Below are 15,377 nucleotides of genomic sequence, written 5' to 3' on the forward strand. Positions count from 1 at the left end.
ATTGGGCCGGTGCCCCGCTTTCGCGTTTACGCTTCGGTGATTCGAGCTTCGGTGATTCGGTCGAGGGCGCGGGTGAGCGTTGCTTCGGCGCCTCGGCTGGTGGCGTCGGTGGCGAATGCGGGGTTTTCCAGGCAGCGCAGGGCGATTCCGTCAATGGCGACGCGCAGGTCGGTGGCGAGTTCGGTCGAGGCGTCGCTGGTCGGGTCGAGGTCGGGGCGAAGCTGGCCGACGATGTCGGTGCACAGTTGGTCAAGTTTCGCGCCGGCGTCTTTGATCGACTCGCGGATGGGGGCGCTGTCGGGGTGGGCGGTGAAGAGCGCGAGTTGAACCACCAGTTGCGTGCGGGTGGTGTCGGTCAGGGGGATGACCTCGCGGAGGACGGCCAGGAACATGTCGCGCTTGGGGGTTCCGGCGGCGAGTTCGCGGGCGTAGACGGCTTGGATCTGTGCGGCGGCTTGGGTGGCGTTGTCGGCCATGAGCTCGATGAACAGTGATTCGTGGGAGGGGAAGATGTGCCGGAGTGAGCCGGTGGCCATGCCGGCTTCGGCGGCGACGTTGCGGACGCTGGCGGCTTCGATGCCGCCGCGCAGGATCAAGCGGCGGGCGGCGTCGAGTGCTTGGGCCTTTCGTTCGTCGGCGGTGAGGCGTGGTCGGGGGCTGCGAGGGGAGCGCGAAGTGCCCGTTGAGCTACTGCCGGAATCTGCCATGACGCAATTCTAGCCCAGTCGTGCTAGTCTCCGTGATTAGCACGACCGTGTTAGAGGTGTGGGAGGGAAGTGATCGGCCATGGTGTACGCGATCATTGCGTGTGAGATTGGATTCTGGGTGCTCATCGCGGCGGGCCTGTTGGCGAGGTATCCGCTGGGTATGTCGCGGTTGGGGTTGGTGTTGTTGGCGCTGACGCCGGTGGTGGATGTCGCGTTGTTGGCGTTTACGGTCATTGATCTGCGTACGGGTGGTCAGCCGAGCTTGGTGCACGGGGTGGCGGCGTTGTATTTGGGCTTTTCGGTGGTGTTCGGCAAGCGTTCGGTGGCGTGGGCTGATCGGATGTATCGGCGGAAGGTGCGGGGCGAGGATGTCGCCGAACCGGACGTCGGGTCGAAGCTGCGCAAGGAGTGGGTGGACTTCGGCTTGGCCGTCGTGGCGGCGGGAATCGCGGCGGTGGTGTTGGAGGTGTGCGTTTTCGCCGTCGGTGGTGGCGTCGAAACGCAGTCCCTGCGTGATTGGCATCCGCGGCTCGGCATGATTTTGGCGATCTGGTTCATCACCGGCCCTCTGTGGGTGATGCTGTCGCCGCGTGAGCGTCAGTCGGCGGAGGCGGGGTAGGGCGCTGGTAGCTGTGGTCGCGGGCTCCATTGGCATGGGGGTGTCCCGGGGCTACTCTTCGGGTAACCGGAGGAGGTGCAGAACGCCATGACTGCAATCACGAGTGATGATTTTGATCGAACCGAAGCTTTTGTTCGTTGGTTGATGTCTGAGTATCCGGTCGACGATGACTTGCGAGAATGGGCGGAGCATGACTTCGATCATGGGTACCCGTGCTCACCCTTGACGGAAATTTTTTCCGGTTTTCGAGCCCGGGGAGTCAAGATTCCGTCCGAGGTATTCGATGAGGCCATGCGACATTTCGAGATCCATCGAGGTCCGGCCGATGCTGCCGATTGGCGTGCCGTATTTTCCGACATCGTCGCCGATTAGCCACTTTTCCCTATCCTGGCCATCATGACTTCCGTTGATTCCGCGCTGCTGTGCGACCGCGCCCGCGGGTGCTTGCTTGGCCAGTTCATCGGCGATTCGCTGGGCAGTCTCGTGGAGTTTGAGGCGCCTGAGGAGATCGCCGAGCGTTACCCGGACGGGGTGCGCGATCTCGCCGACGGTGGCACGTGGAATCTGATCGCCGGCCAGCCGACGGACGATTCGCAGATGGCGATGATGCTCATTCGTAGTTTGCAGCGCTGCGGCACGTTCGATGCCGATGACGTGATGCGCGGTTACGTTCATTGGTATTCGACGGGCCCGTTCGATATCGGCGGCACGTGTGCGCAGGCGTTGTCGGGTGAGGGGCTCAACGGGGACTCCCAGGCCAATGGCGCCCTCATGCGCGTCTCTCCGCTGGGCGTATTCGGTGCTCGCGAGGACGTTGGCATCGACGCCGCCGCCGATTTCGCCCGCGCGGATGCCGCCCTGACCCACCCGAATCCCGTCTGCGTCGATGCCAACGCGGTGTTCGTCACTGGTCTGGTCACCGGCATTCGTGGTGGCGCGGCCGGGGAGGTCGTCGATGCGATGGAGGCCGCCGCCTTGGAGCGGGCGGTGGCGCAGGCGATTGCGGCGGGCCGCACGGGTGTCGTCTCCGCGTATGAGGGGCACATGGGCTGGGTGTTGTTGGCGTTGTCGATCGCGGTGCGGCAGCTCGTGCTTTACGACGATCCCGTCGAGGCTCTCGTCGACGCCGTCGGCATGGGCGGCGACACGGACACCAATGCGGCGATTGCCGGGGCGTTGCTTGGCGCGGTGCATGGGGCGGGGGCTTGGCCGGAGCGCTGGGTGACCGGCGTACTGGAGTGCGAGCCGGCGGAGGGGCGCCCCGGTGTGGCGAATCCGTTGGGCCGTGAGTTCTGGGCGACGGGTCTGCTGGAGCAGGCCGACGAGCTGGCGGGCACGGACTACGGGGAGTAGGCGTCTACGCTGCTCGATGTCGTGGACTGAACAGTTCGGGTGGGCTGGTGAACACCCGGCCTTCACGGTCACCGATCCAGCTGAAGCGCAGGGCGCCGGTGGCAGGGTCGGTGCCGTTGGCGTGGATGTTGGCGGCGTCCCGGGCGTCGTGGAGGGCTTCGGCGATGGCGCGTGCATGTGCGTGTCGGGTGGAGGCGGTGGGGTGGTCGTCGTGAAGCCCCACGCGGATGGACACCGTGAAGAGGTAGACGGGGTTGCCACCGAGCAGGAAGTACTCGGGGTAGCGCAGCGACAAGTCGCGGACCAGGCCGGCGGGGACGCGGACGCGGTGGGTGCGGACGGTGGCTGTGACGGCGTCGGTGTCGGGCAGGGTGATGGTGTGGTCGAGTGCGCCGGGGTGCAGGCTGCGGGCGGCGACGGGGTGGCGGTGGAACGTGAAGATCAGCGCCAGATCGTCGGCGCAGGTGGTGCGGTAGCGGTCGGCGAGGGCGGAGGCGTGCCGGGGGAGTTGGTGCACGTCCGGGCGAGCGGCGTCGGGGCAGGTGGTGGGCCGGTTGGTGGCGGGGGTGTTTGGGGAGGTCGTCATGGCCCGCACGTTAGACGACGGCTCGGACGGGTGTTCGAAGCTCATTCGAACATGTGTGCCATTCAGGTGCGGCCGGCATGGTGGAAGTCGATGTCACGGCGGTCGTGGCGATCGAAGGTCCGGGGAGGCGAAATGAAGCGATCGGGGCCCGCACCCCTGAGTGACCAGGTTTCGCGCAACTTGAGTCGCGTCAAACGGCGCGACACCAAGCCGGAGATCGCGTTGCGCTGGGAACTGCATCGCCGGGGCCTGCGGTTCCGGGTGGATTACGGGGGGGTCCCGGGGCATCCGGATGTTGCGTTCATCAGGGCGAAGATCGCCGTTTTCGTCGATGGTTGCTTTTGGCACGGCTGTGACATCCATGGGTCGATCCCGAAGAACAACGCCGCGTGATGGCTGGCCTAAAGGTCGTTAAACATGCGAAAATAATCGGTGAAGACAACTTATGCTGTGAGCCTATCGGGGTGGACGGTCAAAGGTGGAGGAGCGATGGGTGTGGGTGGTAAGCGGCCGGATGAGGTCGAGTGGTGGCGTCTTGAACATCATCCGGGCACCAAGAGGGTTAATGGAGTAGAGCGTCGGATCGCGTCGTACCTCTACCGAAACGTTGAAGTTGGCGAGAAGTTCACTACGGATGAGCTGCGCCGAAAGATCACGGTTGCCGGTGAGCGGAACTCGGATGAGCACTTCCAGCGGAGGCTGCGTGAATTGCGTAAAGACGGCTGGATTTTGCCCACCCAGAAGGAGCTGGCCAGCCTCGGACCGGGGGAGTATCTGGTGCAGCAAAAAGGCTGGGCCCCTGAGCTTGGCCCTCGCCCCAGAAAGGAGCTGATTTCCAACGCGGTACGAAACGCGGTGTTCGCTAGGGATGGCTTCACTTGCCAGTTGTGCGGTGAGCGAGCCGGTGATGTCTACGCTGATGATCCAGCAAGTACAGTGCGTTTGACGGTTGGCCATATCGCTGCCCAGGCGCACGGTGGCAGCAACTCGATGGAAAACCTGCGTGCTGAGTGCTCCCGCTGCAACGAGACTAAGCGTGATGAAGGTCAAGCTCCGGAGCACGTCGGCCACATTTGGTCGTCTGCGGTGAACCTCCCGCTGAAGGACAAGAAGGTGCTTCTTTCGTGGCTCCTGTCTGGTGCGCGCCCCCGTGACAAGGTCGAACAAATCTATGTGCGAACGCGGCTGCTCAGTGCGGAGGACCGTCAGCGTGTCATCGAGAAACTGCGTGCAGCGACGGAAAAGTAACTCGACATCGTGTGGGATCGTCCTTGGTAGATCGGAGCCTTTGAATGTGCCCTCATCAGAACAGGAGATACTCGAAGGACATGGTTGGAACGTGCGGTAGTGGAGACCAGGATCTCCTGCGGGTGCGGGATCTGATTCTCAAAGCGGATCCTGATGGGACACGGTTCGCTCAGACTTTTCGGTCGTCGTATGACCGGCTCTATAACGGGCAGTGGACCGGCCGCTACTCGTGGGATCAGCTCTACAAGACCGAAAAGACGCACTTCGGCACGCTGATTGAGATCGCCATCCGCCAGGAGTTCGACGACATCATCGATGACGGTGTCCAGGACCATCTCGACTACCGCATCTCCGGTGTCGATGTCGACTGCAAGTTCTCGATGGGCAAGGCCCAGTGGATGATCCCTGTGGAATGTGTCGGTGAGATCATCATTGGACTTCATGCTTCGGATGAAGCCTCTACATGGAGCTTGTGTGTCGAGCGGGCGACCGAGGATCGGTTGACGCAAGGTGGCAATCGCGACCGCAAGCGGTCTTTCACGAAGGCGGCTAAGGCAGACATTCAATGGCTTTTCGAAGATGCGGCGTTGCCGGTCAACCGGTTGCTTCATCTTCCTCAGCCTGACCGAGACGCGATCTTCGAGCCACGGTCCGGCCAAAAACGAGTGTGTGAGCTTTTTCGGCGGACACTCGGCTTGACCGTTAACCGGGAGTCCATTGCCGCTGTGGCGGAGCAAAAGGACTACATGAAGCGTGTCCGGGGCAACGGTGGTGCCCGGGGGCTGCTTCAGTCGGAGGGGATCGTTGTGCTTTCGGGGAAGTACCGGAACCAGGCCAGTATTGTCGAGCAACTCGTGGGGGAGCAGCTTATGCCGGAAGAGTTGATGTCGCTGAGGCTCGTCCCCGCGGCGGCCAGCGATCCGGAGCCGCGGGTTGAGATCAGTGGGGGCTGGTGGCGGGTGGCACATCCGGGAGACCCTGTGGTGGCGGCACCTGTCGTGCGAGATGCGACGTAGGGATCTCTGCGAGACGCTGCTAGTCTGGCTTGCGTCTTCGAACATGAGGTCGCACTAGTGTTCGAATGGCTCGTCTGTGGTCCGACGGGCTACATAGGATGCGCGTCAGGCGTCGGTTTGGCGCCTGGAACCAGTCCAGGAGGATTGTGGCGTGAGTGAACTTGTCTCGTTGGAGATTTGCGCGGGTGCCGGTGGGCAGGCGCTTGGTCTGGAGCAAGCTGGTTTCCGGCATGTCGGAGCCGTTGAAAATGATGAGCATGCATGCCAGACCTTACGTATCAACCGTGACCACGATGGGTTGGAACCCGAGCACCGCTGGAACGTCATGGAAATGGATGTCCATGACCTCGATGGTCGCGACTACCAGGGCATTGATCTCTTTGCCGGCGGAGTCCCTTGCCCACCGTTCTCTATCGCGGGCAAGCAGCTAGGTGCCGACGATGAGCGAGACCTCTTCCCCAAGGCGCTCGAGATCGTTGCCGATGCCCGGCCGCGTGCGGTTCTGCTGGAGAACGTTCGAGGCCTTTCACAGCCGCGCTTCGCGTCATACCGAAAGCAGATCCTCGACCGTCTTCATGAGTTGGGTTACTACACCGAATGGCACCTGATCCATGCTGCTGAACATGGTGTCGCGCAGCTGCGGCCTCGATTTGTGCTCGTAGCGGTCGAGCAGAAGTACCAGGGAGGCTTCATCTGGCCAGAAGCCAACCCGAACCCGCCAACCGTGGGTGAGGTTCTCAGGGATCAGATGGCTTCGAATGGTTGGCCAGGAGCTGACGCGTGGGCGGAACGTGCTGATGGGATTGGGCCGACGCTTGTTGGCGGTTCCAAGAAGCATGGCGGTCCTGATGTGGGCCCGACCCGTGCCCGCCAAGGGTGGGCCAAGCTCGGCGTCAAGGGCAGCTCGATCGCGGAAGAAGCGCCGGCGCCGGACTTTCCGCTTGATGAGATGCCCCGTCTTACTGTCAAGATGGGGGCATTGATTCAAGGCTTCCCGCCAGAGTGGGAGTTCTATGGCCGGAAGACTGCCGCCTGGCGTCAGGTTGGAAACGCCTTTCCGCCGCCGGTTGCGCGAGCACTGGGTGGGAGCATTGCTCGGGCTTTGGGGCAATAGTGCCGTTGGTCGCCGTTGGCAGATGGAAAGTGGGGAGAAATTGTGAACGCGATTGAGGCGTTGGGCGCTTTGTCCTCTATTGCAACGACAATCGCGGCGATAGCGGCGGTTGTTTCCCTTCGCCTCATGGCTCGTGACTCCTGGGACCGTTCAAAGCCATATGTCTATGCGCAGCCGGTTCCGGGACTTTGGGGCGGGGGTCAGCAGATCTCCGCGTAGTCAATCATGGCCAGAGTCTGGCTCGGGACGTAAGGATAGAGCTCAAAGACTTTGATTGGAGTGATTTGGGAGAAGATCACGTCTTGAAGGCGCTCGACAAGGGGGTGCGGGGCAAGAAAGTCGACCTTCCGCCGGGTGCAGCTCTTCGGTTTATGTGGCGACATATTTCCAAAGAAGGAGTTCGGTATGGCATGCCCGATGAGCAATGGGTAGCTATTCGATATGTTGATGTTCGCGGGAAGTGTCACTCGGAAAAGTACTTGATATCCAACTTGATGGCGAAGGCTATGCCTGCGCCTATCCAAGGTGCAGAGCGGACTTCTGGAGAAAAAGGCGTGAGAGAAATTGCGAATATCTCACTTGCGATCCGAGCGCTAAATAATCATGTTGGAGAGCTGCGCAGATAGCGAGGCGCCCCCTACTCCGGCAGCACCTCCCGCAGGACGCGGAGGGTGTTGCCGCCCATGATCTTCGCGATGTCCTCGTCGGAGTACCCGCGGTCCATCAGTTCTTGGGTGATCACGGCCAGCTGGGAGGTGTCCCACGGCACCTCCACCGACCCGTCGAAGTCGGAGCCCAGCGCCGCGGCGTCGATGCCGGCGACGTCCACCACATGGTCGATGGCGTCGACGACCGGCCCGGTGCCCAGGCCGCACACCGCGTCCTCCCAATAACCGATGCCGATCACGCCACCGGTATCGGCGATGCCCCGGATCTGCTCGTCGGTCAAATTCCGGTTCACGTCGCACGTCGCCCGCACGCCGCCATGCGAGTACACCAGAGGGGCGTCGGCAAGCTCGATCATGTCCGCCATCGCAGCCGGGCTGGCATGCGCCAAATCCACGGCCATGCCCAGCTCCTGCATCTCGGCGAACACCTCACGGCCCAAATCCGTCAAACCCCCGCGATCCACGCCATGCATCGACCCGGCGACCTCGTTGTCGAAGAAATGCGTGAACCCCGCCATCCGCGCACCCGCGTCATACAGGCGCCGCAGGTTCGACCCGTCGCCCTCCAGATTGTGCAGTCCCTCCAAGGCATACAGCGCGCCGATCACGTCCCCGCCGGCCTCGCGCTCGGCCACCAGCGCGTCCAACTCGCCCTTGGTCCGCACCCACTGCAGCTGCCCATCCGAGCCCTCGACCGCACGATCCAGCTTCTCCGCGTGATACATTGACCGCTCGAACAACGACCCCCATGTCCGCGGCGGCTGCAACTGCGCCGCCACCAGGGGAGTGATGTTGTCCGTCTCATCCGTGTTGCCGTCCAGGTTCTGCCCCCGCGGCGACTGCGTCACCGACGCGAACACCTGCAACGCCACATTGCCCTCCCGCAGACGCGGCACATCCACGTGCCCGCGCTCGCCGCGATCCAGAATCGACCGCTTCCACAGCAACGCATCCGAATGCATGTCGGCGATCAGCAGACCGTCATGCAGTTCCAGGGCCTGCGGCGACGGTTCCTTCAGCGCCACCTCCGCCACGGGGTTCCTCTGCTTTTCGACGATCCCCGGCCCCACCGCCAACACCCCCGCAGCGATGACGCCCAACCCCACGACGACCGCGCCGCCGATCTTCAGGCCACGCCGCTTCTTGCGGGGCTTGCCGGACTCGGTTTGGCCGACCTCCACTCCCTTCGCCCCGGCCGGTGCCTCGGCAGCGTCCGATGCGTCCGTCCGTCCTCGCTTAGTCGCATTCATGTTTGACACGCTAACTGAATTCCCGACCGTTGTGGCGTGGATCACGTCACTTCTTCGGGGAGAAACGCGACCGCCACGGGGGACCGACGCGGCCGAACCTCGACGACATAGACGTCGTCAAGCAAAAACGGCCCGTTTTGACCCCGGGTCTATGGTGGACACATGCAACAAAACCGTGGCCGCGCCGCTGCCACGCGCCACACGAAAACCCCGATCCCGCACGAAATCTGGGTACTGGTCAGCGCGGCGTTCATCATCGCCCTCGGCTTCGGCCTCATCGCCCCCGTTTTGCCCCAATACGCCCGCAGCTTCGACGTCTCCGTCTTCGCCGCCAGCTTCGTAGTCAGCTCGTTTTCCATCTTCCGGCTCATCTTCGCGCCGACGTCCGGACGGCTCGTGGACAAGGCCGGGTACCGCCGCACCTACCTCGCCGGCCTGACCATCGTCGCCGTGTCCACCCTGCTCGTCGCCACCGCCTGGGACTACTGGTCCCTGCTGGCGTTCCGCGCACTCGGCGGCATCGGCTCGACGATGTTCACCGTCTCGGCGATGGGCCTGATCGTGCGCATGGCGCCACCGAACATCCGCGGCAAATGCTCGTCGGCCTACGGATCGGCGTTCCTCCTCGGCAACGTGTTCGGCCCCCTGCTCGGCGCCGCCATGGCCCCCTGGGGCATGCGCACGCCCTTCTACATCTACGGATTCGCCCTGGTCGTGGCTACGCTCATCGTGGCCGTGCGGCTCAACCCCGAGGCGCTGCGGCAGAAGGTGCCCGTGCGCACCACCCCCGTCATGCGCTTCCGCGACGCCTGGCGCGACTCCGCCTACCGCGCCGCCCTGGTGTCCGGCTTCGCAAACGGCTGGTCCAACTTCGGCGTCCGCGTCGCCATCGTCCCCCTTTACGCCGCCGCCACCTTCGTCCACGGCGCAGCGGTGGCGGGCCTCGCGCTGACCGCCTTCGCCGTCGGCAACGTCATCGCCCTGCAGTTCTCCGGCTCGCTGTCCGACCGCATCGGGCGGAGGCCCCTCATCTTCGCCGGGCTCGCCGTCAACGGCCTGTTCACCGGGCTCATCGGCTTCATGCACGGCGACGTCACCCTGCTCGCCGTGTCGGCGGCGGCCGGCTTCGGCGCAGGCATGATCAACCCCGTGCAGCAGGCGGTGCTTGCCGACGTCATCGGCTCCGACCGACAGGGCGGCAAGGTCCTGGCGAACTACCAGATGGCCCAGGACCTCGGCGCGATCTCCGGGCCGCTGGTCGTCGGACTCATCGTCGACCTCGCCGGCTACCGCGCGGGATTCGTCGCATGCGGGATCATCACCGGCATCGCGCTGCTGGTCTGGCTTGGCGGGCGCGAGACGCTCGGGCGCGTGCCCACCTCCGCCAAACCGGCAGGGGAGTAGGGGCGGCGGACTTCGACGAGTGTGCGCTGGAGGGCGTGAGGTGCACACTCGTCAGATGTGCAGCCCCCGGCCCGTTGACGAGTGTGCGCTGGAGGGCGTGTGGTGCACACTCGTCAGATGTGCAGCCCCCGGCCCGTTGACGAATGTGCACTGGAGGGCGTGTGGTGCACACTCGTCAGATGTGCAGCCCCCGGCCACCGCGTGAGCGCCGACCATGGTCGCCGTCGAAGTGACCTCCGCCACCGTTGGGTCGAGTTAATCGCGTTTTGGCATGTAGAACGGGTAACGTGGCTCGGGCAATGAGCACAACCGATGACGGTGCCGGCGACGCGAATACGCCGGAGAGCAACGACGAATCGGTATCCACGGATAGCTCGCACGACAGCGCACCCCTCACCCTCGACGACGTCCTCAACGCGTCGACGGACGATGGCGCGCAAGTCAGCAGGGATATGAGCGCCACCGCGGACACTGACGATGGGCGGGCCGACACGGCCCACGAAGACAATTTGACTGCAGAGCACGCGGCGAACGAGACCGCGGACGAGACGGCCGGACGGGCCGCACACGAGGCCCCTCAGGGCCGGGAAGACGCCCCGACGGGCGATGAGATGGGTACGACAATGGGAAATAACGACAACACGGGCGCCGAAAACACCGACGTGATCCGCGATGAGCAGGGAGCGGAACTGAACGGCGACACCGCGGAGCAGAGCGCCGCGGAAGAGAACGTCGCAGAGAACGCCGTCGAGAACACGGCCGAAGAGAACGTCGCCGAGAACCCGGCCGACGAGCAGGGCGAGCAGCAGGCCTCCGAAGACCAGGCCACCGACAACGCCGCCGAGAACACGGCCGTCGAGAACACCGCCGACGACGTGGAGACGCCGAAGGGCGACAAGGCGGACGTCGCAAAGCAAAACAAGCATGACGACGACGCCGACGGCGAAGAAGGCCCCGGCTTCGACGAACTCGACCTGCCCGACGAAGTCGTCAACGCAGTCGCGAAGGTCGGCTTCGAATCCCCGTCGCCCATCCAGGCCGCGACGATCCCGACCCTGATGTCAGGCCGCGACGTCGTCGGCCTCGCGCAGACCGGCACCGGCAAGACCGCCGCCTTCGCCCTGCCGGTCCTCGCCCGCATCGACCGAACCGTCCGCGCCCCGCAGGCCCTGGTCCTCGCACCCACCCGCGAACTCGCGCTGCAGGTCGCCGACTCCTTCCAATCCTTCGCCGACCACCTCGGCGGCATCTCCGTCCTGCCGATCTACGGCGGCCAGTCCTACGGCATCCAGCTGTCCGGCCTGCGCCGCGGCGCCCAGATCATCGTCGGCACCCCCGGCCGAGTCATCGACCACCTGGAAAAGGGCTCGCTGGACATCTCCGACCTGCGCTTCCTGGTACTCGACGAGGCCGACGAAATGCTCAACATGGGCTTCCAGGAAGACGTCGAACGCATCCTCGCCGACACCCCGGACGACAAGCAGGTCGCACTGTTCTCGGCGACCATGCCGGCCGCGATCCGCCGCCTGTCCAAGCAATACCTGGACGAGCCGCAGGAAATCACCGTCAAGTCGCAGACCCGCACCGCGGACAACATCCGCCAGCGGTTCCTCATGACCGCCCACCGCAACAAACTCGACGCGCTGACCCGCGTGCTGGAGGTCGAGGAATTCGAGGCGATGATCGTCTTCGTGCGCACCAAGCACGAAACCGAGGAACTCGCCGAAAAGCTGCGCGCCCGCGGCTTCACCGCCGCCGCCATCAACGGCGACATCGCGCAGAACCAGCGTGAACGCACCATCGACCAGCTCAAGTCCGGCCGCCTCGACATCCTCGTGGCCACCGACGTCGCCGCCCGCGGCCTCGACGTCGACCGCATCAGCCACGTCGTCAACTTCGACATCCCCCACGACACCGAGTCCTACGTCCACCGCATCGGCCGCACCGGCCGCGCCGGACGCTCCGGCGAGGCGCTGCTGTTCGTCACCCCCCGCGAGGGCCGCCTGCTGCGCGCCATCGAACGGGCCACGAAGTCGTCGCTGCACGAAATGCAGCTGCCGTCCGTCGACGAGGTCAACGACTCCCGCAAGTCGAAGTTCATGGACGCCATCACCGAAGCGCTCGCCGACGACCAGGTGCCCGTGTTCCGCGAGCTCATCCAGGCCTACGCCGACGAGCACGACACCCCGCTCGTCGACATCGCCGCCGCCCTGGCCGCGCAGTCGCAGAACGGCGACTTCCTGATGAAGGAACCGCCCCGCCGCAAGCGCGACGGCCGGGGCCGCTTCGACGAGGACCGCCGCGGCCGAGGCCAGCGCGACCGCCGCAGCGAGCACGCGGCCCGCCGCGCCGAGCGCGCCGAGTTCACCCGCGAGGGCATGACCAAGTTCCGCATCAGCGTCGGCCGCCGCCAGCACGTGCGCCCCGGCGCGATCGTCGGCGCCATCGCCAACGAGGGTGGCCTGACGTCGAAGGACTTCGGCCACATCGACATCCGCGGCGACCACACCCTGGTGGAGCTGCCGGCGAACATGCCGCAGGAGGTCTTCGACAACCTGAAGGACACCCGAATCTCGGGCCAGCTCATCCACCTCACCCCGGACGACGGCACCAACGTCGACGACGGGTCCTTCGCCTACGACGACCGCGACGACCGCGGGGGTCGAGGCGGCCGAGGTGGCCGGGGCGGATTCCGCGGCGGGCGCGGGGGAGACCGTGGCGGGCGCGGTGGTTACCGCGGTGGCCGCGGGCGTGGCGATGACGATCGGGGCGGCCGTGGTGGTCGCGGCGGTTACCGTGGTGGCCGAGACGACGATGAGCGTGGTGGCCGTGGCGGACGGGGCGGCTGGGACCGCGACGACCGTGGTGGCCGTGGCGGACGGGGCGGCTGGGACCGCGACGATCGGGGCGGCCGTGGTGGTCGCGGCGGTTACCGCGGTGGCCGGGACGACCGTGGTGGTCGCGGCGGTTACCGTGGCGGCCGAGACGATCGCGGCGGCCGCGGCAGCTGGGACTAGGCGCAAACCACGGGGTCTCCACCGGATCGTGTGGTGGGGGCGCGCGGAGCCGTGCGGTTTCGGCCGCCACACTCGCAAACCACGGGGTCCAAACCACGGGGTCGACCGTTTTACGGCCTTAAACCACGGGGTCGGCACTGACCCCGTGGTTTAGACCCCGTGGTTTGGGGTTGGGGGTGCGGATCCCGTGGTTTAGACCCCGTGGTTTGGGGGAAGAGTGTTGGACCCCGTGGTTTAGACCCCGTGGTTTGGGGATACGGGGAGGGGGAGCGGGGGAGCGGCGCGTCAGAACCGGATCGCGTCGATGGGCTTGACCCGCACTGCGATTGTCGCGGGAATCACGCCGGCCAGCGCGCCGACCAGCGACGCGATGGCCACGCCCATGAACGCCGCGGTCAGGGGGTACGGCACGGCGCCGAGTTCCATGGGCAATCCGAGCACGTCCTCGACGGGCATCTGCTTGACGGTGATGATCGACAGCACCACGCCGATCACGCCGGCGACGGTGGTGGCGACGACGGACTCGAGGAACACGGAGATGAAGATTCGCGCCGCCGACGCCCCCATCGCCCGCCGGATGCCGATTTCGCGGACGCGGTGGCCGACGGTGACGATCGACACGGTGAGCAGGCCGAGCGCGCCGAGTGCGATGACGATGCCGCCGACGATGCCCAGCACCTTCGTGATCATCGAGTTCATCTGCTGGGTCTGCTCGACGTCCTGGTCGGCGGTGGTGGCGGTGACGTCCCAGCCGGTGCCGAGCAGGCCGCCCATCATGCTGGTCAGGGTCTGCCGCGCTTGTTGGGCGTCGTCGACCGGGGCGGTGACCAGCAGGTTGCGGGTGCCGATGGGGCCGGCGTACCCGGCGTACCTCAGGGTGTCGTAGGACACGACGGCCAGGGGCGAATCCCAGGATCCGAGGTCGTTCATCACGCCGACGATGGTGAATTGCGTGCCGCCGGTTTCGCGGGCGGTGAACGTCGGGTGGTCGGCGAGGTTGGGGGAGCCGAGCTGTTCCCACAGCATTTCGTTGACGACGGTGGGGTTCATCAGGCGTTCGCCGTCGCCGTCCTGCAGTGCGCGGCCGTGGCTGATGGTGCGGCGGTAGATGTCGAACCAGCCGGGGTCGACGCCGTGGATTTCCGGGTCGCCGGAGCTGAAGCACGTCGGGTCGATCATGGGGTCGCACTCGGGTGCGGCGGGGATGTTCACGGCGAGCGATTGCGTCCGCACGCGCGACCAGTGGGTCGACCCGACGCGGTCGACGGTGGCCAGGGCGGCGTCGGAGAAGGGGTCGTCGATGGTGCCGTCAGGCTTGACGACGTCCGGCTCATCGCCGGAGGAGCCCGCGTCCATGGGCGAGCCGAACATCATCCCCGTGGGATCGGTTCCGAAGCCGAAGTCGGCGCCGTCGACCGCATCGGCGGACCCCTGGTTCACCGTCACCGTCACGGTGCCGGGAATGCCGGTGAACTGGGCCTCGGACGCCTCGGCGGAGGAGGTGAGGAGGTTGCTCAACGCGATGACGGTCGACATCGCCCACACGGCGGCGGCGACGCTGACCAGGGACAACATGATGCGGTTGCGGTTGATGCGCAGTTCGTGCCACGCCTCCAGCAGCGCGCCGAGGTACGGCGTCAGCGACTGGGCCAGGGAACCGGGTTCACGATTCATCGTCGCCTCCGACCGGCAGATGGGGCGCCCGCAGCAGCGAATCGTCGTGAAGCGTGCCGTCGCGCAGTTCCACGATGCGATCCGCCCGCTCGGCGACCTCCAGGTCGTGGGTGATGACGAGCAACGCCGAATCGTTCTCCGCGGCGACCTCCTCCAGCAGGTCCATCACCACCGCACCGGTGTCCAGGTCGAGGGCGCCGGTCGGCTCGTCGGCGAGGATCACCTTCGGCATCCGCACCAGCGCCCGGGCGATGGCCACCCGCTGCTGCTCGCCGCCGGACAACCGGCCCGGCATCGCGTCGAGACGGTCGCCCAGGCCCACCCGGTCGAGCATCTCCGCCGCCAACTCGCGACGGCGCCAGAACTTCGGGCCCTTGTCGTACAACAGCGGAACCTCGACGTTGTCCAGCGCCGTGCGCGACGGGAAGAGATTGAACTGCTGGAAGACGAACCCGAAGGAATCGCCGCGCAGGGCCGCCCGCGAGGCGTCGTTGAGCGTCGACACGTCGGTGCCGTCGAAGGTGTACGTGCCGCCGTCGGGCAGATCGAGCATGCCGATGATGTTCAGCAACGTCGACTTGCCGCTGCCGGACTGGCCGATGATGCTCACGTGATCGCCCGGGGCGACGGCGAAATCGATGCCCCGGAGGATGGGCAACAGCTCGCCGTTGGGCAGCTCCACCGTGCGGGTGACCCCCGCCAGCTCCATCATCGCGGCCAC

At 65.6% G+C, this 15,377-nt stretch carries 15 protein-coding genes; 10 read left to right on the top strand and 5 right to left on the bottom strand.

The features are described from left to right. Positions 1 to 26: 26 nt before the first annotated feature. A complete protein-coding gene (locus CFREN_RS04635) occupies positions 27 to 707 on the bottom strand; it encodes a TetR/AcrR family transcriptional regulator (protein ID WP_209653509.1) in 681 nt (226 codons plus the stop codon). Positions 708 to 786: 79 nt separating this feature from the next. Here CFREN_RS04635 and CFREN_RS04640 point away from each other — a divergent pair, with 79 nt between their 5' ends. The 3 genes from CFREN_RS04640 (at position 787) to CFREN_RS04650 (ending at position 2,679) form a co-directional block, all read left to right on the top strand. After that, positions 787 to 1,326, top strand: coding sequence for a hypothetical protein (locus tag CFREN_RS04640; protein WP_209653506.1), 540 nt, complete (start codon positions 787 to 789; stop codon positions 1,324 to 1,326). 87 nt (positions 1,327 to 1,413) lie between these two features. Continuing rightward, positions 1,414 to 1,698: a hypothetical protein gene (locus CFREN_RS04645; RefSeq protein ID WP_209653504.1), complete on the top strand. Its 285-nt coding sequence runs from the start codon at positions 1,414 to 1,416 to the stop codon at positions 1,696 to 1,698. A 24-nt stretch (positions 1,699 to 1,722) separates the two neighbouring features. Next, positions 1,723 to 2,679, top strand: coding sequence for an ADP-ribosylglycohydrolase family protein (locus CFREN_RS04650; RefSeq protein WP_209653502.1), 957 nt, complete (start codon positions 1,723 to 1,725; stop codon positions 2,677 to 2,679). Between the two features lie 4 nt (positions 2,680 to 2,683). Here CFREN_RS04650 and CFREN_RS04655 read toward each other — a convergent pair whose 3' ends face one another. After that, complete coding sequence (locus CFREN_RS04655) at positions 2,684 to 3,265, bottom strand: hypothetical protein (RefSeq protein WP_209653500.1); 582 nt, start codon at positions 3,263 to 3,265, stop codon at positions 2,684 to 2,686. Positions 3,266 to 3,397: 132 nt separating this feature from the next. On the opposite strand from CFREN_RS04655, the gene CFREN_RS04660 reads away from it, so the two are divergent. From CFREN_RS04660 to CFREN_RS04680, 5 genes are all read left to right on the top strand, one after another. Then, a complete protein-coding gene (locus CFREN_RS04660) occupies positions 3,398 to 3,658 on the top strand; it encodes a PDDEXK family nuclease (protein ID WP_209653498.1) in 261 nt (86 codons plus the stop codon). A 39-nt stretch (positions 3,659 to 3,697) separates the two neighbouring features. Next, entirely contained in the window at positions 3,698 to 4,513 is an 816-nt protein-coding gene (locus CFREN_RS04665; RefSeq protein WP_209653496.1) for an HNH endonuclease, read from the top strand. 122 nt (positions 4,514 to 4,635) lie between these two features. Beyond that, positions 4,636 to 5,529: a NaeI family type II restriction endonuclease gene (locus CFREN_RS04670; RefSeq protein WP_209653494.1), complete on the top strand. Its 894-nt coding sequence runs from the start codon at positions 4,636 to 4,638 to the stop codon at positions 5,527 to 5,529. 151 nt (positions 5,530 to 5,680) lie between these two features. After that, entirely contained in the window at positions 5,681 to 6,643 is a 963-nt protein-coding gene (locus CFREN_RS04675; RefSeq protein ID WP_209653493.1) for a DNA cytosine methyltransferase, read from the top strand. A 188-nt stretch (positions 6,644 to 6,831) separates the two neighbouring features. Beyond that, on the top strand, positions 6,832 to 7,269 hold the full coding sequence (locus tag CFREN_RS04680) for a DUF8453 domain-containing protein (protein WP_494337279.1): 438 nt from the start codon (positions 6,832 to 6,834) through the stop codon (positions 7,267 to 7,269). A gap of 11 nt (positions 7,270 to 7,280) precedes the next feature. On the opposite strand, the gene CFREN_RS04685 is transcribed toward CFREN_RS04680, so the two are convergent. Then, entirely contained in the window at positions 7,281 to 8,561 is a 1,281-nt protein-coding gene (locus CFREN_RS04685; RefSeq protein ID WP_209653488.1) for a dipeptidase, read from the bottom strand. A gap of 162 nt (positions 8,562 to 8,723) precedes the next feature. Here CFREN_RS04685 and CFREN_RS04690 point away from each other — a divergent pair, with 162 nt between their 5' ends. Then, positions 8,724 to 9,965 carry an MFS transporter gene (locus CFREN_RS04690; RefSeq protein WP_209653486.1) on the top strand — a complete coding sequence of 414 codons (1,242 nt, stop codon included), beginning with the start codon at positions 8,724 to 8,726 and terminating at the stop codon, positions 9,963 to 9,965. A gap of 623 nt (positions 9,966 to 10,588) precedes the next feature. Continuing rightward, on the top strand, positions 10,589 to 12,982 hold the full coding sequence (locus tag CFREN_RS04695; RefSeq protein WP_209654728.1) for a DEAD/DEAH box helicase: 2,394 nt from the start codon (positions 10,589 to 10,591) through the stop codon (positions 12,980 to 12,982). Between the two features lie 285 nt (positions 12,983 to 13,267). On the opposite strand, the gene CFREN_RS04700 is transcribed toward CFREN_RS04695, so the two are convergent. Continuing rightward, complete coding sequence (locus CFREN_RS04700; protein WP_209653483.1) at positions 13,268 to 14,656, bottom strand: ABC transporter permease; 1,389 nt, start codon at positions 14,654 to 14,656, stop codon at positions 13,268 to 13,270. Then, on the bottom strand, positions 14,646 to 15,368 hold the full coding sequence (locus CFREN_RS04705) for an ABC transporter ATP-binding protein (protein WP_209654726.1): 723 nt from the start codon (positions 15,366 to 15,368) through the stop codon (positions 14,646 to 14,648). The genes CFREN_RS04700 and CFREN_RS04705 overlap by 11 nt, the downstream gene beginning before the upstream one ends. Positions 15,369 to 15,377: the final 9 nt, after the last annotated feature.

This window comes from Corynebacterium freneyi (genome assembly GCF_030408835.1).
Lineage (GTDB): Bacteria > Actinomycetota > Actinomycetes > Mycobacteriales > Mycobacteriaceae > Corynebacterium > Corynebacterium freneyi.